Source organism: Pantoea sp. SGAir0418 (assembly GCF_043529865.1).
This window is the reverse complement of record NZ_CP027911.1, coordinates 1,920,564-1,941,470: the sequence shown is the minus strand read 5'-3', so window position 1 is coordinate 1,941,470 and position 20,907 is coordinate 1,920,564. Positions and strand designations below refer to the sequence as shown.

Here is a 20,907-nt window from a genome sequence, read left to right as displayed (position 1 = left end):
AAACGGGAGAGGATTGGCAGCCCCAAAACCCAATGGGTTCAATATTGCTGCTGACTTTTTGCTTTTCAAGCCAGCGGGGACAATCTCTGGTCAGATTGCATCGGCATTTGCAACTTGATGATTAAGAGCGAGTTTTCCGTCTGACGGTATCACACATCCTGGTGTGATCTCCCTGAAAGCTGAATCGCCCACACTCTACCTGATAAAATCTGTTACGCAACTTAATTAGCATTCTGTTTAATTTCTCGCCAGTTTTCTGACCGAACGCTGATTTGCTGAACGCACCGACAGGCAAGTAATATAGAAGGAGAAAATTCGCTGTCAAAAAAGAGGTGAAAAATGTCAGCAGAAACGGAATCCATTTCACACCAGACGCTACTGGAAATCGCTAATCAGCTCATTCAGCAGCACGATGAATATTTTGCCGGGATGGAAGCCACTGAGGTGATTCAGCAGGGCGAGGTTCTGGTGTTTCGCGGCCCGTGGTTCCTCGACGATGAAGGGTTGCCGACCGCCAAAACCACGGCGGTGTTTAACGTGTTTAAGCACCTTGCCGTGGTGCTCTCCGCGCAGTATCACCTGGCATAAAAAAACCCGGCCTGCGCCGGGTTTATTCACAACAGCGGTTTATCACCGCGCTGCCAGATTTTCAGAATCAGCCGCTCGGCTGCCACACTGGCACTGTGGGTCACGCGATCAATCATCTTTTTCTTGCGCGCGAAGTGCACGCCCAGCACGCTAAAACGGTCCATGCGCGCAATGATCAGCGCATCGCTGGTACCAATCTCATCAATCAGCCCCAGATCCAGCGCCTGACGGCCATACCAGTGTTCGCCCGTCGCCACTTTGTCCAGATCCAGCGCCGGACGCATCTGATGCACAAAATCTTTAAACAGCTGATGGGTTTCATTCAGGTCTTCCTGAAATTTCTCCCGCCCTTCCTCGGTATTCTCACCAAACAGCGTCAGCGTACGCTTGTACTGGCCGGCAGTGTGCAGCTCCACATCAATGTCGTTACGCTTCAGTAGCCGGTTAAAGTTAGGGATTTGCGCCACCACGCCGATGGAACCAATGATGGAGAACGGCGCCGCCACGATGCGATCCGCAACGCAGGCCATCATGTAGCCACCGCTGGCGGCAACTTTATCCACTACCGCGGTCAGCTGCAGCCCCGCATCACGCAGACGTTGTAGCTGCGACGCGGCCAGGCCATAACCGTGCACCACGCCACCGGGACTTTCCAGCCGCAGCAGCACTTCATCACCCGGCTGCGCCACCGCCAGCACTGCGGAGATCTCTTCGCGCAGCGAGCTGACTTCACCGGCGTCCATACTGCCTTTGAACTCCAGCACATAGAGAGTCGGCTTCGCCGCTTCAGTCACACCGGCTTTGGCGTTGCGCTTTTCGGCTTTGGCTTTCTGTTTCTCTTCTTTCTTATGCTGCTTCAGCCACACTTTTTGCGCCTGCGGCTTCATCTTCGCCAGCTGCAGGTCCTCTTTCATCTCACGATAGGCTTCGTCGAGATGGGTTAAGCGCAGCTGACCGCCGCTGTGACGTTTACGCAGCGCGGCATTGAGCACAATCAGTACAATAGCTGCGATCGCCACCACGACGGTGACGGCCTTGGCCAGAAATAATCCATAGCTGGAGAGTAAATCCATTCTGCCGCCTTATTAAACAGTGAATTACAGTCAAACCCTGAGTTTACCCGCTTTGATGCCATTCGTCGCCTGAAATGCCGGCAGGCGGCACAGAATGCGCGTTGCGACGATTGCACCTTGCGCCAAATTGAGGCATAAAGCCAAAAAACCCTCTGACCTGCAAAGGACATCGCTGTGCATTATCAACCGAAAAGCGACCTGCTGGACAATCGCATCATTCTTGTGACCGGCGCTTCCGACGGCATCGGCCGCGAAGCCGCCCTGACCTATGCGCGCTACGGTGCGCGCGTGATTCTGCTCGGCCGCAATGCCACCACGCTACAGCAAACCGCTGAGGCGATTAATCAGCTCAATAAACAGCCCGCCGCTACGCTGCTGCTGGATCTGGCGCACGCCACACCAGAAAGCTGCCAGCAGCTGGCACAACAGGTTGCCGCGCTGGTGCCGCGGCTGGATGGCGTGCTGCATAACGCTGGCATTCTCGGTGAGATCGTGCCGCTGGCGGAACTCGATCCGGCGGTCTGGCAGCAGGTGATGCAAATCAACCTCGACGCCACCTTCTATTTAACGCAGGCGCTGCTGCCGCTGCTGCTAAAATCCGACGCCGGTTCGCTGGTGTTCACCACCTCCAGCGTGGGCCGCACCGGCCGCGCGGGCTGGGGCGCCTATGCCGTGTCGAAATTCGCCACCGAAGGCATGATGCAGGTGCTGGCCGATGAGTATAAAAACCGCCATCTGCGGGTGAACTGCATCAATCCCGGCGGCACGCGCACCAAAATGCGCGCCAGCGCCTTCCCGGAGGAGAATGCCAGCCTGCTGAAAACCCCGGCCGACCTGATGCCGCTCTACCTCTATCTGATGGGCGATGACAGCCGCCGTAAAACCGGCATCAGCTACGATGCACAACCGGGGCGCAAGCCGGGACCGGCCAGCGCATGAGCGATCGTCACCAGCAACGCCAGCAGCGGCTGAAAGAGCAGGTTGACGCTCGCATCGCCGCTGCCACCGAAACGCGCGGCATCCTGATGGTGTTTACCGGCAACGGCAAAGGTAAAACCACCGCCGCTTTTGGCACCGCGCTGCGCGCCTGTGGCCACGGTAAAAACGTGGCTGCCGTGCAGTTTATTAAGGGCGAATGGCCCAACGGCGAACGTAATCTGCTGGCGCAGCACGGCGTGGAGTTTCAGGTGATGGCCACGGGCTTTACCTGGGAGACGCAAAACCGTGCCAGCGATACGGCCGCCTGCCAGCAGGTGTGGCAACACGCCAGACGCATGCTGCAAGACGCGTCGCTGGATCTGGTGATCATGGATGAAATCACCTACATGGTGAGTATGGATTATCTCGATCTGGATGAGCTGATCGCTGCACTGCAGCAGCGTCCGCTGCAGCAAAGCGTGATTATTACCGGGCGCGGCTGTCACCGCACGCTATTGGAGATGGCGGATACCGTCAGTGAGATGCGTCCGGTCAAACACGCGTTCGACGCTGGAATTCAGGCACAGCAGGGAATCGACTGGTAAAACTGACGCCGCAGGCGCGGCGTCAGGGAGCATCAGGAACCGCGTTTATTACTGTTGCGACGCGGGCTGTTATTGCTTACCGCGCTATGACGTTTCACCGCCCGGCGGATTTGGTTCGCTTTGGTGCGGCGACGATCTTTCTCGACCGCCACTTTGGTCACCGTCTCTTCCGGCAGTCCCACCAGCTTACGCAGGTAGTTGACCGCCGGCAGTTCCATCTCCATCCAGCCGCCGCGCGGCAGACCTTTTGGCAGCTGAATATCGCCGTAGCGCACGCGCATCAGACGGCTAACCTGCACGCCAACCGCTTCCCACAGACGACGCACCTCACGGTTACGCCCTTCCGTCAGGGTGACGTTGTACCACTGGTTAATGCCTTCGCCGCCGGCGAATTTGATGGTTTTGAACGCTGCCGGGCCGTCTTCCAGCTGCACGCCCTTGCTCAGCTGACGCACTTTTTCGTCATCCACTTCACCGAATACGCGCACCGCGTATTCACGCTCAACTTCGCGGCTTGGGTGCATCAGGCGGTTGGCCAGCTCACCGTCGGTGGTGAACAACATCAGACCGCAGGTGTTCACGTCCAGACGGCCGACGGCAATCCAGCGTGAACCGCGCAGGCGCGGCAGACGATCAAATACCGTTGGGCGCCCTTCCGGATCGTTGCGCGTGCACAGCTCACCTTCCGGTTTGTAATACGCCAGTACGCGACACACCTCGGTGGCCGATTCAGCAATCGATACCAGATGGCCATCAATACGGATTTTCAGGGTTTTGTCATTTTCGATGCGATCGCCCAGCGTCGCCAGTTTGCCATCGACGCTGATGCGTCCGGCTGAAATCATTGCTTCGATTTCACGGCGCGAACCGTGTCCGGCGCGCGCTAATACTTTTTGTAATTTCTCGCTCATGGAGCTGCCTCGTTGTCGCCTTCCCAGGCGTCGTGGTAATGAAGAGGTAAGATACCGGCGTTACCAGGTCCCGTATCAGAATCTGTGACCGCTTCGCGCCAGGTGCCAGCGCGGACGGCCGGAGATTTTACACCAGCTACAGTTTCGTTAACACCTTTTCCTTTTCTGCCGATAATAAAGCGCCTGTGATCCGGAGGCTGAAGCGGGCAGCACGGTCATTGATTCAGATTTCTGATTGATTTGCGTAAAGAGCGTGATGATAGCCTGCGCAACCCGCTGAAATTACGTCGTTTTGCCTGAGACCGTTTATTTATTTAATGTTGCGCCGATTAGTGCCGCAATAGATTAAAGAGACTCACCAGTCTATTACCCGCAGCGTTCCCGGCCAGGCTGCAGTTGTGCAAACAGAAAATCGGCGCAAAACACCAAAATCAGCATAAAGAACTAAATAGTGGTGTTAGTAAAGCTTATTGCAGCCAGCAGTCCCAGCCATACAGCAGATTGGCGCTGCAGGTTGGATTAAGTCTGTATTTTCGTTTTTATTTGATAAAGATTAAATATGATGAATTGTTCTGCCGCGAAAACTGTGTAAAATTTAATCCTGAATTCGGCTAAGCAGTATCAGAAATTATTTTAATTACTTTTTATAAGCTTTAAAACAACAAGCCATTAACAAATAATGGTACAGCTGGCCTGATAATATAATCCGGCGCGCTCAGGAAATGGCGCGCTAATCGTTTCACGGATTGAATTTAATTTGTCTGTCGAAAGTCTTCACCAGGGATTTTGCTGACGGACATTAAATGAAGACCGCCATCATGAGAACCATCCTGCTTTGGCCGGCGCTTGCAGCGCTGGCACTGAGCGGCTGTTCCGTGGGCCATACTGAGTACAGTCGTACGGCGCTGCAGCACGTGGATATGAGCGTGACCGGCATCCCGACGGTACTGGGTCTGGGCATCCTCGGTACAACCATTCCGTTAACACCGGAATACAGTCTGACTGCCGCGCACGTGGCCAAAACCGCCGTGCAGCGCGTGAAGGCTTATCACCCCTATTGCGACGTCGCGATTATTTATCATAAAAACAGTCCGGATACGCTGGCGAAATTCCGCAGCAGCGCGGTGGGCGAGCCAATTAAAATGTATGGCTACAGTTTTATTTCCGCGATGCCGGTGGAGTCGAGCGGCGTTAATCTGGCGCGCACCGCCATTAATAATCGCTGGAATAAAAAGCCCTGTATGGCAATGGCTTCCGATGCCGGTGTCGTTCAGGGGATGTCAGGCGGCGCTGTCTATAATGCCGACCAGACCATCAGCGGAGTGATTGTGGGTTACAGCCATGAAATTGCTAACGTACGCAGCAAAAAAGTCATCTTAAAAGATGTCTCGCTGTACATTCCGTACGGCGATTTCAAACGCTGGCTGGAAGCCAACATCGGCCAGACGCCACAAACAGCGCCTGGCCCGGCGTAATCACAGGAACGGGCGGGTATCACCTGCCCCTTCACGCACGATGACGGGCGCATCGCTGGTGAGATCGATCACGGTGGTTGGCTGCTGGCCCAGCGTGCCGCCATCGATAATTAAATCCACCAGCTTGCCGATGCTGTGCTGGATCTCTTCCGGATCGGATTCAGTGAAATCATTGCCTGGCAGCATCAGGGAGGTCGACATCATCGGCTCATTGAGGCGTTCCAGCAGCGCCAGCGCCACCGGGTTTGACGGTACGCGCAGGCCGATGGTTTTACGTTTATCGTTCATCAGACGACGCGGCACTTCTTTGGTGGCCTTCAGAATGAAGGTGTAATTGCCTGGCGTGTTGTTTTTCAGAATGCGAAACGCGCTGTTATCCACCTGCGAATAGGTCGACAGCTCAGAGAGATCGCGGCACATCAGGGTAAAGTTATGGTTACCATCAAGCTGACGAATGCGGCAGATGCGTTCCATGGCATTCTTCTCTTCCAGACGGCATCCCAGCGCATAGCCGGAATCAGTCGGATAGACAATAACGCTGCCCTTATTGAGATAATCCACCGCCTGATTAACCAGACGCGGCTGCGGATTTTCCGGATGAATGTGAAAAAGTTGACTCATAAAAACCTCATATCACCCATCAACGTGCGATCTGACCGGCGCTAAAGCGGGAAAACGCTCCCAGACCGGCTCCACGCCGCCCGGCAGCCATAGCTTGCGCCCCAGTTCAATCCACGGACAGGGTTGGTGAAAATCGGACCCCTGTGAGGCCGCCAGCTGATTATCGCGCGCATAGCTCGCCAGCTGGGTACGTTCATTCGGTGCCTGCTGACACTGCGCCACTTCCATCGCATCGCCGCCTTCTGCGGCAAAATGCGCAATCAGTCGCTTCAGCCATTTGGCCGACAGCCCGTAGCGCGCAGGATGGGCCAGTACCGCCACGCCGCCAGAATGATGAATAGCATCAATGGCTTGTTTAATTGTACACCATTGTGGTGGCACGTAGCCGGTTTTGCCGCGCGCCAGATAGTTTTTAAATACCTGCGCCATGTTATCGGCTTTGCCCAGCTCTACCAGATAGCGGGCAAAATGCCCGCGGGTAATCACCCCGCCCTGCGCCAGACGCTGAGCGCCGGCCAGTGCGTCAGGAATGCGCGCGCGCTCCAGCCGTTCGGCAATCAGTTCTGCACGTGCCATACGGCACTGGTGCTGCTGCGCCAGAAAAGCAGTTAACGCCGGATGCTGCGTATCAACGTTGAGTCCGACAATATGAATTTCGTGATTTTCCCACAGCGTAGACGCTTCCACACCGGCCAGTACCCGCAGCGGTAGCTGAAGCTGCTGCACCGCCGCCTGCGCTTCGGCAACGCCCGCCACGCTGTCGTGATCGGTAATCGCCAGCACGCCGACGTGCATCTCAACGGCGCGCTGCACCAGCGCGGTCGGCGTCAGCAAACCGTCAGAAGCCTGGGTATGGCTGTGTAAATCATAAAGTGGAAAACGGGCGATATCTGACAAGGTCACTCCAGCGACTGCATTAAACCGGCTGGCATGATAACGATTTTGCCCGTAACTGAAAAAGGGTATTGACTTTTTTCACCCGAACCAGTTAACTAGTACACAAGTTCACACGTAACGGGTATTTAATCATGGCTCTTATCGGTACGCATGTTAATGGTTGGTGGCGCGATGATCCCTTTCACGGGCGACGTCGTCATGCACATTTTGCGTAACCGCAGTGCAGATACCTGAGCCCGCCACCGAGCGGGCTTTTTTTTGAGCGAAATTCAGAGAATCCATTATGGCTAATGCGAAACCTACATTGAAGTTGATTACCGGTACCGCGCCCTACCGCGAAGATCCGGCCGCAGTGTTTCATCAATTATGCGGCGCACGTCCGGCAACTCTGCTGCTTGAATCTGCCGATATCGACAGCAAGCAGAACCTGAAAAGCCTGCTGATTGTCGACAGCGCGCTGCGCATCAGCGCCCTGGGCAATGTTGTTACCCTGCAGGCGCTCTCGGAAAACGGCCGCGCGCTGTTGCCGCTGCTGGACGAAGCGCTGCCGCCCGAGGTGCGCATCGCCGTGCGCCCGGACGGACGTGAGCTGCATTTCACGCCGGTTGAGGGTCTGCACGATGAAGACTCCCGCCTGAAGGCACTGTCGGTGTTTGATGCGCTGCGTCTGATTCCGCATCTGGTAAACAGCCCGGCCGAAGAACGTGAAGCCATGCTGCTGGGCGGCCTGTTTGCCTACGATCTGGTGGCGGGATTTGAAGATCTGCCGCCGCTGCGCAATGACCAAAGCTGCCCGGACTACTGCTTCTACCTCGCCGAAACGTTACTGGTGATCGATCACCAGCAGCGCAGCGCCCGTCTGCAGGCCAGCCTGTTTGCGCCGTCGACCAGCGAGTTTCAGCGTCTGCAGAGCCGTATTGAACAGCTGCACGGTCAGATGACGCAGCCAGCGCCTGCGCTGCCGGTGCAGCGCGTCGAGCAGATGACGCTGAGCACCAGCCAGAGCGATGAAGCTTACTGCAACGTGGTAAGCGAACTGCAGCAGGCCATTCGCATCGGCGAAATCTTCCAGGTGGTGCCATCGCGCCGCTTCTCGCTGCCGTGCCCGTCACCGCTGGCGGCTTACGATACGCTGAAAAACAGCAACCCCAGCCCGTACATGTTCTTTATGCAGGATCAGGATTTTGCGCTGTTCGGCGCTTCGCCGGAGAGCTCGCTGAAGTATGACGCCAGCTCGCGCCAGATCGAAATCTACCCGATTGCCGGTACGCGTCCGCGCGGTCGCCATGCGGATGGCTCGCTGGATCGCGACCTGGACAGCCGTATTGAACTGGAAATGCGCACCGATCATAAAGAGCTGGCTGAGCACCTGATGCTGGTTGATCTGGCGCGCAACGACCTGGCGCGTATCTGTGTGCCCGGCAGCCGTTATGTGGCGGATTTAACCAAAGTGGACCGCTACTCGTTTGTGATGCATCTGGTGTCCCGCGTGGTAGGCACGCTGCGCAACGATCTTGATGTGCTGCACGCCTATCGCGCCTGCATGAACATGGGCACGCTGAGTGGCGCACCGAAAGTGCGCGCGATGCAGCTGATTGCGGAAAAAGAAGGCACGCGGCGCGGCAGCTACGGCGGCGCGGTCGGCTACTTCACCGCCAGCGGCGACCTGGATACCTGCATCGTCATCCGCTCCGCCTGGGTGGAAGGTGGCGTCGCCACCGTGCAGGCCGGTGCCGGCGTGGTGCTGGATTCTCAGCCTCAGGCTGAAGCGGATGAGAGCCGCAACAAAGCCCGCGCGGTATTGCGCGCCATCGCTACTGCCCATCACTGCAAGGAGATTTTCTGATGGCCGATATCCTGCTGCTCGATAATATCGACTCCTTTACCTACAACCTCGTTGATCAGCTGCGTACCTTTGGCCACAACGTGGTGATTTACCGCAACAACGTCCCGGCAGAAGTGCTGATCGACCGCCTGCAGCAGATGGAAAACCCGGTGCTGATGCTCTCACCCGGCCCTGGCGCACCCAAAGATGCCGGCTGCATGCCGCAGCTGTTACAGGCGCTGCGCGGTCAGCTGCCGATCATTGGTATCTGTCTCGGCCATCAGGCCATCGTCGAAGCTTACGGCGGGCACGTCGGCCAGGCGGGCGAAATTCTGCACGGCAAAGCCTCCGCCATTACCCATGATGGCGAGGCGATGTTTACCGGCCTCAGCAACCCGCTGCCGGTGGCGCGTTACCACTCGCTGGTGGGCAGCAATACGCCGGCGGAACTGACGGTTAACGCCAGCTACAACGGCATGGTGATGGCGGTGCGTCACGAAACGGACCGCGTGTGCGGCTTCCAGTTCCATCCCGAGTCGATTCTCACCACGCAGGGCGCACGTCTGCTGGAGCAAACACTGGCCTGGGCGCTGGCGAAATAACAGGGAGATGATGATGCAAACTATTCTGGAAAAACTGTATCAGGCGCAAACGCTGAGCCAGGCCGAGAGCCACCAGCTGTTCAGCGCGATTATTACCGGACAGCTGGAGCCGACGCAGCTGGCAGCGGCGCTGATCGCCATGAAAGTACGTGGCGAGCGCCCGGAAGAGATCGCCGGTGCCGCCTCCGCGCTGCTGGCCGATGCCAGACCGTTCCCACGTCCGGACTATACTTTTGCCGATATCGTTGGCACCGGCGGTGATGGCAGCAACAGTATTAATATTTCCACGGCCAGCGCCTTTGTCGCCGCCACCTGCGGGCTGAAAGTGGCTAAGCACGGTAATCGCAGCGTCTCCAGCAAATCCGGATCTTCCGATCTGCTGGCCGCTTTCGGTATCAATCTCGACATGCCGGCACAGCAGGCACGGCAGGCGCTGGACGATCTCAACGTCTGTTTCCTGTTTGCGCCGCAATATCACAGCGGTTTCCGCCACGCGATGCCGGTGCGCCAGCAGCTGAAAACCCGCACGCTGTTTAACGTGCTGGGTCCGCTGATTAACCCGGCGCGCCCACCGCTGGCGGTGATTGGCGTCTACAGTCCGGAACTGGTGCTGCCCATCGCCCAGACGCTGAAAGTGCTGGGCTACCAGCGTGCTGCCGTGGTGCACGGTGGCGGCATGGATGAAGTGGCGCTGCACAGTGCGACCCAGGTCGCTGAGCTGCGTGACGGCGAGATCACCAGCTACCAGCTGACGCCGGAAGACTTTGGCTTCAGCTTCCAGCCGAAAGAGGCGCTGGCCGGCGGCACACCGGAAGAAAACCGTGACATTCTGACGCGTTTGCTCCAGGGTAAAGGCCAGCTCGCTCACGAGCAGGCCGTTGCGGTAAATGTCGCAATGTTGCTGAAAGTATTCGGAAATGAAGATTTGCGCGATAACGCTGAGCGCGCCATGGCTGCCATTCGCAGCGGTCAGGCGTACGAGCGCGTTGTGGCACTGGCAGCGAGAGGATGAGATGAGTATCAAGGGCACCGTATTAGAGAAAATTGTGCAGGATAAAGCCCTGTGGGTTGAAGCACGTAAATCGCAGCAGCCGCTGGCCTCCTTCCAGAACGATCTGCAGCCGGCGGAGCGTCATTTTTACGAGGCGCTGCGTGGCACGCGCACCGTCTTCATTCTGGAGTGTAAAAAAGCCTCCCCGTCGAAAGGGCTGATTCGCGCCGATTTTGATCCCGCGACTATCGCCGGCATCTACCGCCATTACGCCTCTGCGGTGTCAGTGCTGACCGATGAGAAATATTTCCAGGGCAGTTTTGATTTCCTGCCGGTGGTCAGCGCCGCCATCACGCAGCCGGTGCTGTGCAAAGACTTTATTATTGATCCCTACCAGATTTACCTGGCGCGCCATTATCAGGCCGATGCCATTCTGCTGATGCTGTCCGTACTGGATGATGAGCAGTACCGTCAGCTGGCTGCGGTGGCGCACAGCCTGAAAATGGGCGTGCTGACCGAAGTCAGTAACGAAGAAGAGCTGGAGCGCGCTATCGCGCTGGAAGCTAAAGTGGTCGGCATCAACAACCGCGATCTGCGTGATTTGTCGATTGACCTGAATCGCACGCGTCAGCTGGCCCCGCGTCTTAGCCATGGCGTCACCGTGATCAGCGAGTCTGGCATCCATAATTACGCCCAGGTGCGCGAGCTGAGCCATTTTGCCAACGGCTTTTTAATTGGCTCGGCGCTGATGGAAGAGCACGACCTCGACGCCGGTGTGCGCCGCGTACTGCTGGGCGATAACAAGGTATGCGGCCTGACCCGCCCGGAAGATGCGCAGGCCGCGCATCAGGCTGGCGCGCTGTATGGCGGCGTGATCTTTGCCGCCGGTTCGCCGCGCCAGGTTAACGAGGCGCAGGCGCAGGCGATGATCGCCGCTGCGCCGCTGAAGTATGTCGGCGTGTTCCGCAATCAGGCTATCAGTGACGTTGTCACGTTAGCGACGCGTTTATCGCTTGCGGCCGTCCAGCTGCACGGCGACGAAGACAAAGCCTACGTCGCGGAATTGCGCCAGGCGCTGCCGGCCAGCGTGCGCATCTGGAAGGCACTGAGCATTAAAGATCGGTTGCCGCCACGCGACTGGCCGCACGTTGATCGCTACGTGCTGGATAATGGCCAGGGTGGCAGCGGTCAGCGCTTTGACTGGTCGCTGCTGCAGGGTGAAGACCTGGCTGATGTGCTGCTGGCCGGTGGCCTGAGCGCCGATAACTGCGTCGAAGCTGCTCAGCTCGGCTGCGCCGGCCTCGACTTCAACTCCGGCGTGGAGTCCGCGCCGGGCATCAAAGATGCCAGCAAAGTCGCGGCGGTATTCCGCACGCTGCGCGCCTATTAATTGCGTCTGCCCGCCTGCGGGCGGGCCGGATAAGGAAGAGGACACGATGACGACATTACTTAATCCCTACTTTGGCGAGTTCGGCGGCCAGTATGTGCCGCAGATTTTGATGCCAGCACTGCGTCAGCTGGAAACGGCCTTTGTTGAAGCACAGCGCGATCCGGCGTTTCAGGCTGAATTTACTGACCTGCTGAAAAACTACGCCGGTCGCCCGACGGCCCTGACGCTGTGCAGTAACCTGACCAAAGGCAGCAAAACCCGCCTGTACCTGAAGCGCGAAGACCTGCTGCACGGCGGCGCACACAAAACTAACCAGGTGCTGGGCCAGGCGCTGCTGGCAAAACGCATGGGCAAAAACGAGATCATCGCGGAGACCGGCGCCGGTCAGCACGGCGTGGCGTCGGCACTGGCGTGTGCCCTGCTCGGCATGAAATGCCGTATTTACATGGGCGCGAAAGACGTTGAGCGTCAGTCACCCAACGTGTTCCGTATGCGGCTGATGGGCGCAGAGGTGATTCCGGTACACAGCGGCTCGGCCACGCTGAAAGATGCCTGTAACGAGGCGCTGCGCGACTGGTCCGGCAGCTACGAAACCGCGCACTACATGCTCGGCACTGCCGCAGGCCCGCATCCGTTCCCGACCATTGTGCGTGAATTCCAGCGCATGATTGGCGAAGAGACCAAAGCGCAGATTCTGGAAAAAGAGGGTCGCCTGCCGGATGCAGTACTGGCGTGCGTCGGCGGCGGTTCTAACGCCATCGGCATGTTTGCGGACTTCATCGAAGAGAGCAGCGTGCGCCTGATCGGCGTGGAGCCTGCGGGTCACGGTATTGACACCGGTGAGCACGGTGCGCCGCTCAAGCACGGTCGCGTCGGCATCTATTTCGGCATGAAGGCGCCGATGATGCAGACCGAAGAGGGACAGATCGAAGAGTCCTACTCCATCTCTGCCGGTCTCGATTTCCCGTCGGTCGGTCCGCAGCATGCGCACCTGAACAGCACCGGCCGCGCTGACTACGTGTCAATCACGGATGATGAAGCGCTGGATGCCTTTAAAACGCTGTGTCGTGCCGAAGGCATCATTCCGGCACTGGAGTCATCGCACGCGCTGGCGTATGCGCTGAAGATGATCCGCGAAAACCCGGACAAAGAGCAGCTGCTGGTGGTGAACCTTTCCGGCCGCGGCGACAAAGACATCTTTACCGTTCACGATATTCTGAAAGCTAAGGGAGAGATCTGATGGAGCGTTATAATCAGCTGTTTCAACGTCTGTCCGCGAAACAGGAAGGCGCGTTTGTGCCCTTCGTCACCCTTGGCGATCCGTCGCCGGCGCTGTCGCTGAAAATTATTGATGCGCTGGTCGCGGGCGGTGCGGATGCGCTGGAGCTGGGCATTCCGTTCTCCGATCCGCTGGCCGATGGCCCGACGATTCAGGGCGCTACGCTGCGTGCCTTTGCCGCCGGCACCACCGTGGCGCAGTGTTTTGAAATGCTGGCCACCGTGCGCCAGAAATACCCCGATCTGCCGATTGGCCTGCTGATGTACGCCAACCTGGTGTTCAGCAGAGGTATCGACAACTTCTACGCGCAGTGCGCTGCGGTCGGCGTTGACTCGGTGCTGGTGGCAGACGTGCCGGTGGAAGAGTCGGCCCCGTTCCGCCAGGCGGCGATGCGTCACAACATTGCGCCGATCTTTATCTGTCCGCCCAACGCGGATGACGATCTGCTGCGCGAAATCGCCTCGCACGGCCGTGGCTACACCTATCTGCTGTCACGCGCCGGCGTTACCGGTGCGGAAAATCGCGCCAGCCTGCCGCTGCATCATCTGATCGAGAAGCTGCGCGAATATCATGCTGCGCCGCCGCTGCAGGGCTTCGGCATCTCTGAGCCGGGTCAGGTGAAAGAGGCCGTTGCCGCCGGAGCCGCCGGAGCCATCTCCGGCTCGGCCATCGTGAAAATCATTGAGCGTAATCAGAACGACCCAACGGCGCTGCTCAGCGAACTGCAAACGTTCGTCAGCGATCTCAAAGCGGCTACCCGCTAAGTTGGCACGGCCCTGCACTGGCTGCGGGGCCCTTCTTACTTCTTACCCCTTTTTTCTCCCCTGCGACAAACTTTTTCATCGCGCCTGAGTTGCCGAAATGCGAGGCACGGCCCACACTTAAGCGTGCCGTCACGTTACGGTGCACCACCATCTATGACAGGGAGATAACCAATGAAATTGTTCAAAGTCGTTGCGGGTTTTTTAGTGGCTGCAGTGATGGCGCTCACCTTAAGTGCCTGTGCACCAACAGCAACAAAGGAAGGGACCGGCGGTTACATCGATGACACGGTCATTACCACCAAAGTGAAGGCACAGCTGCTGAATGACGAGGCGCTGAAATCGACAGAAATTAACGTTGAGACCTTCAAAGGGAAAGTACAGCTGAGCGGCTTTGTCAGCTCGCCGCAGATGGCCAACCGTGCGGTTGCGGTAACGCGTAACGTGGCGGGGGTAAAATCCGTCGTCAACAATATGCAGATTAAGTAACTAAACGGGCGACCTGCGGGTCGCCCTTTTTCTTTCTGGTGTAAAAATCAGAAACGGTAGCCCGCGCCAAAGAAGAACACCCACGGATCGATGCGGGTATTGATATTCTGCTGTTCGCCCGCCGCTTTGAATTTCACCTCGGTATCGATGTCCATGTACCACAATGACGCGTTGAGCATCCAGTCGCGGTTGATCTGATAATCCAGCCCGACCTGACCCGCCACGCCCCAGGAGTCTTTCACGCTCAAATCGCTCAGCTGCGCATCCTGCCCGGTCTGGTTGAACTTCGCATCGTAGAAGGTGGTGTAGTTGATCCCGACACCAACGTAAGGGCGCAGCGCGCTTTGGCTGTCGAAAAAGTAGTACTGCGCCATCAGGGTGGGCGGCAGCTGACGCACGGTAGCGAGGTTACCGGTCGGGCCAAGTCCCACTTTGTGGCGGAACGGCGTGGCCGCCAGCAGCTCAACGCCGATATTGTCGGTCGCCATCCAGGTAAACGTCAGACCCAGCTGGGTATCATTACTGACGCTGAAGCCGCCCATACCCAGCACATTATCAGAGCCTTCGGTCGGACGAACGGTCGCGCTACCGGCGCGCACAAAAAAATCACCGGCCTGGTGAGCCAGTGCCAGTTGCGGGATCGCCAGCGCCAGCAGCAGCGCGCATTTAGCCAGTTTCATAATCACTCCTTTGCCGGAAAACAGGGTATTGAGGTTAATCGCGGCACAAGATTTACCCCTTTTTTGCGAAAAGATCATCAGCATCAATTCAAATTAATCACTTATAAAACAATGAATTGATTCAGATCAATTTTGCCTTTACAAGCGGACATAAAAATCCTGTTGCCGCCATGACACGGCGTGATTATGTTGCTATTCCCCTTTTGTGATTTTGGTTCGAAGCCTCAGGAGTGGCGGGCGATCAGATGAGCGATTTACTTAACCCCTGTATGACCTGTGGCGCCTGCTGCGCCCATTTTCGCGTTTCTTTTTACTGGGCCGAAGCCGACGACGGCGGTGGCGTGGTGCCGGTTGAACTGACAGAACCCCTGAGCCTGATGATGCGCAACATGCGCGGCACCAACGATCGTTCTCCGCGCTGCGTGGCGCTGCAGGGCGAAATTGGCGGCTGTGTATCCTGTGGTATTTATGCGCAGCGGCCGTCACCGTGCCGGGAGTTCGCCATGTCCGGCGAAAATGGCGTGCCGAATGACGCCTGCGATCGCGCGCGGGCGCGCTATGGTTTACCCGCGCTTTTTCACCCTTCTTTACCTGAGATGACAGAAAGTTATGGGATTCCGGGTGCCAGCCTGCCTGCAGAACATGTACAATCGCCGGGTTAATTAACCCGGTTCCTTCAAGGAGTGTACATGTCTATCACGGCAAGCTCGTTATACCGTGACACAGGAAATTTTCTGCGCCATCAGCTGGTCACCATCGTGCTGATGGCGTTGCTGACCTCGTTTATTACCGTGATTGTTGGCCACGCCCTGACGCCGGGCGAGGATCAGTTATCCCTGCTCAGCCAGACCGACAGTAGCGCCTCATCGCTGTTTGAAATCGTCCAGAACATGTCACCGGATCAGCAACGCATTCTGCTGCGCGCCTCTGCCGCCGGCACTTTTGCTGCCCTGATTGGCAACACGCTGCTGCTGGGCGGCATGCTGTGCCTGCTGCCGATGGTATCCAGTGGACAGCGCGTCAGCGCGCTGCGCGCGATTGGCGCCTCTGCGCCGCTGCTGCCGAAACTGCTGGTGCAGACCTTCCTGATCACCCTGCTGGTTCAGCTGGGCTTTATGGTACTGATGGTGCCGGGTGTGATTCTGGCGATTCTGCTGTCGCTGGCGCCGGTGATGCTGGCAAGTGAAAAAATGGGCATTTTCAGTGCGATGCGCGCCAGTATGCGTCTGGCCTGGAAGAACATTAAGGTGATCGCCCCGGCAATTATTCTGTGGCTGCTGGCGAAAATTGCGCTGATGTTCTTCTTCTCCTCGCTGACCGTGCTGCCTGCTAATATCGCTTCGGTGGTGCTCAACGCGCTGGGCAACCTGGTATCAGCCATACTGATTATCTATTTGTACCGGCTGTATATGCTGTTACGTTAAGCGTTACGGCGCCCGCGGCGGCGCCGTAACTCAACGCTCCTGCCCCTGACTGGAAACGCTATGAAGCAGTTACTCGATTTTCTTCCCCTGGTAGTTTTCTTTATTTTCTACAAGCTGTACGACATTTTCGTCGCCTCCGGCGCGCTGGTGGTGGCGACCGGTATCGCGCTGGTGGTCAGCTGGGTGCTGTACCGCAAGCTGGAAAAGATGACCATTTTCACCTTTGTGCTGGTTGCGGTGTTCGGCACCCTGACCTATGTGTTCCACAACGATGAATTCATCAAGTGGAAAGTCACGGTGATTTACTCGCTGTTCGCGCTGGCGCTGCTGTACAGCCAGTGGTTTATGCAGCAACCTCTGATCCAGACCATGCTTGGCAAAGAGCTGCAGCTGCCGGGTGCGGTATGGCATCGGCTGAATATCGCCTGGGCCCTGTTCTTCCTGGCCTGCGGCCTGGCGAATATTTATGTCGCGTTTTGGTTATCCCAGGCGTTTTGGGTTAACTTTAAAGTGTTCGGTCTTACCGGCCTGACCCTGCTGTTTACGCTGTTAAGCGGCCTGTACATCTGGCGACAGATGCCGCAACAAGAACAAAAATAATCGATGCAGCCCGGTCTCCGCCGGGCTTGTCTTCACCTGCAGAAGAACTGAGCAATGGACGAAAAACATAAGTTGCCGCAAGGCGAGATGGTCTCGCGTACCCTGGCGATGCCGGCAGATACCAATGCCAACGGTGATATCTTCGGCGGCTGGCTGATGTCGCAGATGGATATGGGCGGCGCGATACTGGCTAAAGAGATTGCCAAAGGCCGCGTGGTAACGGTGCGCGTGGATGGTATGACCTTCCTCAAGCCCGTCGCCGTCGGGGATGTGGTGAGCTGCTACGCGCGCTGCATCCGCACCGGCAATAGCTCGATGACCATTAACGTGGAAGTGTGGATTAAAAAAGTGTCGTCCGAACCGATCGGCCAGACTTACTGCGCCACCGAAGCGGTGTTTGTTTACGTAGCGGTCGATAACAGCGGGAAATCCCGTCCGCTGCCGGAAGGCCAGGCCAATCTGAGCAATTAAGCGTATAAAAAAGCGGCCCGGAATGGCCGCTTTTTCTTTGCCTGTCTGGCTTTACTCGATGTTCGCGCCGCCGTTAATGCGGAACACGATGTTCATCGTCAGCCCCTTGCCCGGCCGCCCTGGCTGATAGCGCCACTTCTTCATCGCCTGCTTCACTTCGCGCTCAAACATGTTGCGCGGCTCGGCGGACAAAATCTCGACGTTATCGACGCGCCCATCGCTGTCCACGTCAAACTTCACCCGCACCCGCCCTTCAACGCGCAGCGCGAACGCACGCGCCGGATACGCCGGCTTGCTGACGCTCATCGCTTTCGGTCCATCCGACACCGTCTGCGTTGGGGACGGGTTACTCTTCGGTGCCGTCGAGGGGCGCGTTTGCGCGGCTGGCGCGTCCTGTTTAAACGGATTCTCCTGCGGCTTCACCTGCTGGCGCGGCTTCGGCTCTGCCTTTTTCTCCACCTTTGGCTTCGGTTTCGGTTTTGGCTTCGGTTTAGGTTCCGGCTTAGGGATCGGCACCGGCTCGGCTTTTGGTGGCTCTGGCGCGACTTCCGGCTCGGGTTCCGGTTCGGGCGGCGGCGGCGGGGTTATGGCTGCAGGTGCCGGTTCAGGCTGCACTTCGGGGGCCACCATGCTAATGCTGATAGGCTGAGACGCTTTAGGAACCTCAATGGTCTGATGAAATGAAGCATAAAGAATGCCGGCGATTACCGAACCGTGAAGGAGCACGGATAAAATCACGGACACAGGCGTTCGGGTTGGAAAAGGCGTAGTCAACGTCGTCATATCAGTCATGTTCATTGAGTGAAGCGCTGATTTTAAATGCAAATAGCAATCAGTTTCAATAAGCACGCTACTGAAGGCCAAAAGAAAGACGCTTTTTAACCCTGCCTGCGTTGCAGCGCGCGCCCATTATCTTTCGTTTGCACTCTGTTTAGCGATCACTTAACGTGTCTCGCAAATTCGGCAAGTCTAACGGGAGTATCCCATCGTGCTTTACGTCATTTATGCGGAAGATACCGCAGATTCACTGGAAAAACGTAACTCTGTGCGCCCGGCACACCTGGCGCGTCTGCAGCTGCTGCAGGATGAGGGGCGTCTGATTGTCGCCGGTCCTCTGCCTGCCGTCGACAGTAATGAGCCGGGCCCGGCTGGTTTCACCGGTTCTGTGATTGTTGCCGAGTTCTCATCGCTGGAAACGGCCCAGTCGTGGGCCAATGACGATCCGTATATCGCCGCTGGCGTGTACGATAAAGTCACGGTTAAACCGTTTAAACGGGTGTTCTGATGCAGTGGCAGCCCCTTCTGTTGTTAGTGCTGGTGCTGCTGCTGATTGGTCGTGCGCTGTGGCTGTGGCGCCGTCAGGGCTGGCGTCAGGCGCGCCAGCACATCGTCATGCTGGTGGTACTGGCGGCGGCCCTGCAGATAGTGAATGTTTCACTGGTATTACGCGGCCACTGACGACCGCGTTCATTGCTCAGGTATTCTGCGTGATAAACAGGATAGAGCGACGCTGCTGCTGCGCCACCTGATGACGAATCGCATGGATGCGCTTATAACGACGTGACTGCCCTTCCAGCCAGCGGGCACGACGGCGATGCGCCTGGCGTAACATTCTCCAGCGGGCCACTTCATTTCTGCTGCGTCTCATCACATCCTCTCTGACTGGCTAAACCCGCGACGCATTATAGTGATCTGGCTAAAAATGCCAAATCGAAACCTTCATCGAAACGTCATCAACGATTAAAGGTTTCGCTGGCGCAGATCAACACGTAAACTTTGCCCATCAAAGCGCGAACGGGACGTCCACTTTATGACCACATTTTATACCCTTATCAGTTGGTTGCTGCTGTTTGGCTACTGGCTGCTGATTGCCGGGGTTACGCTGCGCATCCTGATGAAGCGGCGAGCGGTGACCTCAGCGATGGCCTGGCTGCTGATCATCTACATTCTGCCGCTGGTGGGTATTATCGCCTATCTGTCGTTTGGCGAACTGCATTTAGGTAAACGTCGCGCTGAACGCGCCCGCACCATGTGGCCCTCGACCGCCAAATGGCTCAACGACCTGAAACAGTGTCGTCACATTTTCGCGACTGAACACAGTGACGTGGCGCGCTCCCTGTTCGAGCTGTGCCGTCATCGTCAGGGTATTGCCGGCGTTAAAGGCAATCAGCTGCAGCTGCTGACCAGCGCCGATGACGTGATGCAGGCGCTGATCCGCGATATTCAGCTGGCGCGCCATAATATTGAGATGGTGTTCTACATCTGGCAGCCGGGTGGTCTGGCTGATGATGTGGCGGAATCGCTGATGGCTGCCTCACGGCGCGGCGTGCACTGCCGCCTGATGCTGGACTCCGCCGGCAGCGTGGCGTTCTTCCGCAGTCCGTGGGTAGGCATGATGCGCAACGCCGGTATTGATGTGGTCGAGGCATTGCAGGTCAGCCTGTGGCGTGTGTTCCTGCGCCGCATGGATTTGCGTCAGCACCGCAAAGTGGTGCTGATCGATAACTACATTGCCTATACCGGCAGCATGAATCTGGTGGATCCGCGCTTCTTTAAACAGGATGCTGGCGTGGGTCAATGGATTGATCTGATGGCGCGCATGGAGGGCCCGGTGGCCACTACCATGGGCATCGTCTACGCCTGCGACTGGGAAATCGAAACCGGCAAACGCATTCTGCCGCCGGCGCCGGACGGCAATGTGATGCCGTTTGAGCAGGAGAGCGGTCACACCATTCAGGTGATCGCCTCAGGTCCGGGCTTCCCCGAGGACATGATTCATCAGGCGCTGCTGACGGCGGTGTATTCAGCGCGCGAGCAGCTGATCATGACCACGCCCTACTTCGTGCCGAGCGACGACTTACTGCACGCCATCTGTACCGCCGCGCTGCGTGGCGTTGAGGTGAGCATTGTTGTACCGCGCCATAATGACTCGCTGCTGGTCGGCTGGGCCAGCCGCGCCTTCTTCACTGAACTGCTGGAAGCCGGGGTGAAAATCTATCAGTTTGAAGATGGCCTGTTGCACACCAAGAGCGTGCTGGTGGACGGTCAGCTCAGCCTGGTGGGCACGGTGAACCTGGATATGCGCAGCCTGTGGCTCAACTTCGAGATCACGCTGGTGGTGGATGATGACGGCTTTGGTAGCGATCTCGCCACGGTCCAGGATGATTATATCGCCCGTTCGCGTCTGCTGGACGGCGCGCGCTGGGCAAAACGTGCCTGGTGGCAGCGCATCGTCGAACGACTGTTTTACTTCTTTAGCCCTTTACTGTAAAACGAGCGAAAATATTACCGCCTCAGGGCAAGCAGG

The 20,907-nt window shown here is 57.4% G+C and carries 23 protein-coding genes, 1 pseudogene and 1 other annotated feature; of the genes and pseudogenes, 17 read left to right on the top strand and 7 right to left on the bottom strand.

Annotated elements, in window-relative coordinates:
• The first annotated feature begins 339 nt into the window (after nt 1–339).
• Complete coding sequence (locus tag C1N84_RS08935) at nt 340–588, top strand: DUF2498 family protein (protein ID WP_059012436.1); 249 nt, start codon at nt 340–342, stop codon at nt 586–588.
• Nucleotides 589–614: 26 nt separating this feature from the next.
• Here C1N84_RS08935 and sohB read toward each other — a convergent pair whose 3' ends face one another.
• Nucleotides 615–1,661 (bottom strand): protease SohB, encoded by a 1,047-nt coding sequence (gene sohB / locus C1N84_RS08930; RefSeq protein WP_058758624.1) that lies wholly within the window; start codon nt 1,659–1,661, stop codon nt 615–617.
• Between the two features lie 174 nt (nt 1,662–1,835).
• Between sohB and C1N84_RS08925 the strand changes: the two genes are divergently transcribed.
• Together C1N84_RS08925 and cobO are read left to right on the top strand one after the other, a co-directional pair.
• Nucleotides 1,836–2,600, top strand: a complete 765-nt coding sequence (locus C1N84_RS08925; protein ID WP_021510112.1) for a YciK family oxidoreductase — start codon at nt 1,836–1,838, stop codon at nt 2,598–2,600.
• Entirely contained in the window at nt 2,597–3,184 is a 588-nt protein-coding gene (cobO, locus tag C1N84_RS08920) for a cob(I)yrinic acid a,c-diamide adenosyltransferase (protein WP_238561986.1), read from the top strand. Before C1N84_RS08925 ends, cobO begins: the two co-directional genes overlap by 4 nt.
• Nucleotides 3,185–3,216: 32 nt before the next feature.
• Here cobO and rluB read toward each other — a convergent pair whose 3' ends face one another.
• The gene (gene rluB, locus C1N84_RS08915; RefSeq protein ID WP_059011621.1) at nt 3,217–4,095 is read right to left on the bottom strand and encodes a 23S rRNA pseudouridine(2605) synthase RluB; all 879 of its coding nucleotides are present in this window, start codon (nt 4,093–4,095) and stop codon (nt 3,217–3,219) included.
• Between the two features lie 818 nt (nt 4,096–4,913).
• Between rluB and C1N84_RS08910 the strand changes: the two genes are divergently transcribed.
• Nucleotides 4,914–5,570, top strand: a complete 657-nt coding sequence (locus tag C1N84_RS08910) for a serine protease (RefSeq protein ID WP_238562028.1) — start codon at nt 4,914–4,916, stop codon at nt 5,568–5,570.
• On the opposite strand, the gene C1N84_RS08905 is transcribed toward C1N84_RS08910, so the two are convergent.
• A complete protein-coding gene (locus tag C1N84_RS08905; RefSeq protein ID WP_021510107.1) occupies nt 5,571–6,191 on the bottom strand; it encodes an L-threonylcarbamoyladenylate synthase in 621 nt (206 codons plus the stop codon).
• A gap of 12 nt (nt 6,192–6,203) precedes the next feature.
• The gene (locus tag C1N84_RS08900) at nt 6,204–7,088 is read right to left on the bottom strand and encodes an RNase RNM (protein WP_088517175.1); all 885 of its coding nucleotides are present in this window, start codon (nt 7,086–7,088) and stop codon (nt 6,204–6,206) included.
• 155 nt (nt 7,089–7,243) lie between these two features.
• Nucleotides 7,244–7,348: a sequence feature (Trp leader region), on the top strand.
• A gap of 23 nt (nt 7,349–7,371) precedes the next feature.
• Between C1N84_RS08900 and C1N84_RS08895 the strand changes: the two genes are divergently transcribed.
• From C1N84_RS08895 to C1N84_RS08870, 6 genes and pseudogenes are all read left to right on the top strand, one after another.
• Nucleotides 7,372–8,934 carry an anthranilate synthase component 1 gene (locus C1N84_RS08895; protein ID WP_031280219.1) on the top strand — a complete coding sequence of 521 codons (1,563 nt, stop codon included), beginning with the start codon at nt 7,372–7,374 and terminating at the stop codon, nt 8,932–8,934.
• Nucleotides 8,934–10,527, top strand: a pseudogene (gene trpD / locus C1N84_RS08890) (bifunctional anthranilate synthase glutamate amidotransferase component TrpG/anthranilate phosphoribosyltransferase TrpD). The gene C1N84_RS08895 and the pseudogene trpD overlap by 1 nt, the downstream one beginning before the upstream one ends.
• Nucleotide 10,528: 1 nt before the next feature.
• Nucleotides 10,529–11,896: a bifunctional indole-3-glycerol-phosphate synthase TrpC/phosphoribosylanthranilate isomerase TrpF gene (trpCF, locus tag C1N84_RS08885; protein ID WP_264443413.1), complete on the top strand. Its 1,368-nt coding sequence runs from the start codon at nt 10,529–10,531 to the stop codon at nt 11,894–11,896.
• A gap of 46 nt (nt 11,897–11,942) precedes the next feature.
• Entirely contained in the window at nt 11,943–13,136 is a 1,194-nt protein-coding gene (gene trpB, locus C1N84_RS08880; RefSeq protein ID WP_021510101.1) for a tryptophan synthase subunit beta, read from the top strand.
• Nucleotides 13,136–13,939: a tryptophan synthase subunit alpha gene (trpA, locus tag C1N84_RS08875; protein WP_058771266.1), complete on the top strand. Its 804-nt coding sequence runs from the start codon at nt 13,136–13,138 to the stop codon at nt 13,937–13,939. Before trpB ends, trpA begins: the two co-directional genes overlap by 1 nt.
• Nucleotides 13,940–14,110: 171 nt before the next feature.
• Nucleotides 14,111–14,425 carry a BON domain-containing protein gene (locus tag C1N84_RS08870; protein ID WP_021510099.1) on the top strand — a complete coding sequence of 105 codons (315 nt, stop codon included), beginning with the start codon at nt 14,111–14,113 and terminating at the stop codon, nt 14,423–14,425.
• A gap of 47 nt (nt 14,426–14,472) precedes the next feature.
• Here C1N84_RS08870 and ompW read toward each other — a convergent pair whose 3' ends face one another.
• On the bottom strand, nt 14,473–15,105 hold the full coding sequence (gene ompW, locus C1N84_RS08865) for an outer membrane protein OmpW (RefSeq protein ID WP_058771265.1): 633 nt from the start codon (nt 15,103–15,105) through the stop codon (nt 14,473–14,475).
• Nucleotides 15,106–15,350: 245 nt separating this feature from the next.
• Here ompW and C1N84_RS08860 point away from each other — a divergent pair, with 245 nt between their 5' ends.
• The 4 genes from C1N84_RS08860 to yciA are packed head-to-tail and all read left to right on the top strand — an operon-like array spanning nt 15,351 to nt 17,600.
• Entirely contained in the window at nt 15,351–15,767 is a 417-nt protein-coding gene (locus C1N84_RS08860) for a YkgJ family cysteine cluster protein (protein ID WP_264443407.1), read from the top strand.
• A gap of 27 nt (nt 15,768–15,794) precedes the next feature.
• The gene (locus C1N84_RS08855; RefSeq protein WP_104092993.1) at nt 15,795–16,529 is read left to right on the top strand and encodes a YciC family protein; all 735 of its coding nucleotides are present in this window, start codon (nt 15,795–15,797) and stop codon (nt 16,527–16,529) included.
• 60 nt (nt 16,530–16,589) lie between these two features.
• Nucleotides 16,590–17,129, top strand: a complete 540-nt coding sequence (locus tag C1N84_RS08850) for a septation protein A (RefSeq protein WP_264443403.1) — start codon at nt 16,590–16,592, stop codon at nt 17,127–17,129.
• Between the two features lie 54 nt (nt 17,130–17,183).
• Nucleotides 17,184–17,600, top strand: coding sequence for an acyl-CoA thioester hydrolase YciA (gene yciA, locus C1N84_RS08845; RefSeq protein ID WP_058758638.1), 417 nt, complete (start codon nt 17,184–17,186; stop codon nt 17,598–17,600).
• Between the two features lie 51 nt (nt 17,601–17,651).
• Here yciA and tonB read toward each other — a convergent pair whose 3' ends face one another.
• Nucleotides 17,652–18,383 (bottom strand): TonB system transport protein TonB, encoded by a 732-nt coding sequence (gene tonB / locus C1N84_RS08840; protein ID WP_264443400.1) that lies wholly within the window; start codon nt 18,381–18,383, stop codon nt 17,652–17,654.
• Between the two features lie 205 nt (nt 18,384–18,588).
• On the opposite strand from tonB, the gene C1N84_RS08835 reads away from it, so the two are divergent.
• The gene (locus C1N84_RS08835) at nt 18,589–18,885 is read left to right on the top strand and encodes a YciI family protein (protein WP_010617723.1); all 297 of its coding nucleotides are present in this window, start codon (nt 18,589–18,591) and stop codon (nt 18,883–18,885) included.
• Nucleotides 18,885–19,058 (top strand): hypothetical protein, encoded by a 174-nt coding sequence (locus C1N84_RS08830; protein ID WP_021510092.1) that lies wholly within the window; start codon nt 18,885–18,887, stop codon nt 19,056–19,058. Before C1N84_RS08835 ends, C1N84_RS08830 begins: the two co-directional genes overlap by 1 nt.
• A 16-nt stretch (nt 19,059–19,074) precedes the next feature.
• Here the strand turns inward: C1N84_RS08830 and C1N84_RS08825 are convergent, their stop codons facing one another.
• Nucleotides 19,075–19,248 carry a YciY family protein gene (locus C1N84_RS08825; protein ID WP_088517180.1) on the bottom strand — a complete coding sequence of 58 codons (174 nt, stop codon included), beginning with the start codon at nt 19,246–19,248 and terminating at the stop codon, nt 19,075–19,077.
• 162 nt (nt 19,249–19,410) lie between these two features.
• Between C1N84_RS08825 and cls the strand changes: the two genes are divergently transcribed.
• Entirely contained in the window at nt 19,411–20,871 is a 1,461-nt protein-coding gene (cls, locus tag C1N84_RS08820; RefSeq protein WP_021510090.1) for a cardiolipin synthase, read from the top strand.
• Nucleotides 20,872–20,907: the final 36 nt, after the last annotated feature.

Coding starts and splice junctions, on each gene's coding strand:
- C1N84_RS08935 (WP_059012436.1), top strand. CDS start 340: ATGTCAGCAGAAACGGAATCCATTTCACACCAGACGCTACTGGAAATC.
- sohB (WP_058758624.1), bottom strand. CDS start 1,661: ATGGATTTACTCTCCAGCTATGGATTATTTCTGGCCAAGGCCGTCACC.
- cobO (WP_238561986.1), top strand. CDS start 2,597: ATGAGCGATCGTCACCAGCAACGCCAGCAGCGGCTGAAAGAGCAGGTT.
- rluB (WP_059011621.1), bottom strand. CDS start 4,095: ATGAGCGAGAAATTACAAAAAGTATTAGCGCGCGCCGGACACGGTTCG.
- C1N84_RS08910 (WP_238562028.1), top strand. CDS start 4,914: ATGAGAACCATCCTGCTTTGGCCGGCGCTTGCAGCGCTGGCACTGAGC.
- C1N84_RS08905 (WP_021510107.1), bottom strand. CDS start 6,191: ATGAGTCAACTTTTTCACATTCATCCGGAAAATCCGCAGCCGCGTCTG.
- C1N84_RS08895 (WP_031280219.1), top strand. CDS start 7,372: ATGGCTAATGCGAAACCTACATTGAAGTTGATTACCGGTACCGCGCCC.
- trpCF (WP_264443413.1), top strand. CDS start 10,529: ATGAGTATCAAGGGCACCGTATTAGAGAAAATTGTGCAGGATAAAGCC.
- trpB (WP_021510101.1), top strand. CDS start 11,943: ATGACGACATTACTTAATCCCTACTTTGGCGAGTTCGGCGGCCAGTAT.
- trpA (WP_058771266.1), top strand. CDS start 13,136: ATGGAGCGTTATAATCAGCTGTTTCAACGTCTGTCCGCGAAACAGGAA.
- C1N84_RS08870 (WP_021510099.1), top strand. CDS start 14,111: ATGAAATTGTTCAAAGTCGTTGCGGGTTTTTTAGTGGCTGCAGTGATG.
- ompW (WP_058771265.1), bottom strand. CDS start 15,105: ATGAAACTGGCTAAATGCGCGCTGCTGCTGGCGCTGGCGATCCCGCAA.
- C1N84_RS08860 (WP_264443407.1), top strand. CDS start 15,351: ATGAGCGATTTACTTAACCCCTGTATGACCTGTGGCGCCTGCTGCGCC.
- C1N84_RS08855 (WP_104092993.1), top strand. CDS start 15,795: ATGTCTATCACGGCAAGCTCGTTATACCGTGACACAGGAAATTTTCTG.
- C1N84_RS08850 (WP_264443403.1), top strand. CDS start 16,590: ATGAAGCAGTTACTCGATTTTCTTCCCCTGGTAGTTTTCTTTATTTTC.
- yciA (WP_058758638.1), top strand. CDS start 17,184: ATGGACGAAAAACATAAGTTGCCGCAAGGCGAGATGGTCTCGCGTACC.
- tonB (WP_264443400.1), bottom strand. CDS start 18,383: ATGACGACGTTGACTACGCCTTTTCCAACCCGAACGCCTGTGTCCGTG.
- C1N84_RS08830 (WP_021510092.1), top strand. CDS start 18,885: ATGCAGTGGCAGCCCCTTCTGTTGTTAGTGCTGGTGCTGCTGCTGATT.
- C1N84_RS08825 (WP_088517180.1), bottom strand. CDS start 19,248: ATGAGACGCAGCAGAAATGAAGTGGCCCGCTGGAGAATGTTACGCCAG.
- cls (WP_021510090.1), top strand. CDS start 19,411: ATGACCACATTTTATACCCTTATCAGTTGGTTGCTGCTGTTTGGCTAC.